This window comes from Microbispora hainanensis (genome assembly GCF_006874475.1).
GTDB classification, from domain to species: domain Bacteria; phylum Actinomycetota; class Actinomycetes; order Streptosporangiales; family Streptosporangiaceae; genus Microbispora; species Microbispora hainanensis.
On sequence record NZ_VIRM01000202.1, the window covers coordinates 1 to 421 of the forward strand.

At 75.3% G+C, this 421-nt stretch carries 1 protein-coding gene; it reads left to right on the forward strand.

The window, feature by feature from the left end; genetic code table 11:
- The coding region (locus FLX08_RS41770; protein ID WP_208761997.1) for a hypothetical protein at positions 1-421 on the forward strand (421 nt) is incomplete at both ends.

Here is a 421-nt window from a genome sequence, read left to right on the forward strand (position 1 = left end):
GGGCCGAGGCCGACCCCGCCACTGCCCCCGCCACTGCCCCTGCCGCCGACTCCGCCATCGACCCTGCCTCTGGCTCTGGCGACGCCGCGACCGGACTTGGCGATGAGGAGTCTCGCGGCTGCGGGGTCGGTGAGCGCGGGGCCGGTGAGCGGCGGCCCGGCGAGTGCGAGCCGCGCGACACCGCAAGCACCGGCTCTGCCGAGGGCGACCACACCGCGAACGCCGCCTCCGCCGAGGACGACGACACCGCGAGCACCAGCTCTGCCGAGAGCGACGAGACCGCGCCCGCCAAGGGCGGAGACGGCGACCGTGCCGTGACTCAGGCTGGAGCACCGCACGCCCCGCGGGCCGGGTCAGCATGGCCAGCCGACGGTGGCGAGCATTGGCACACAGCACCTTCGGACACAGCACCTTCGGACGC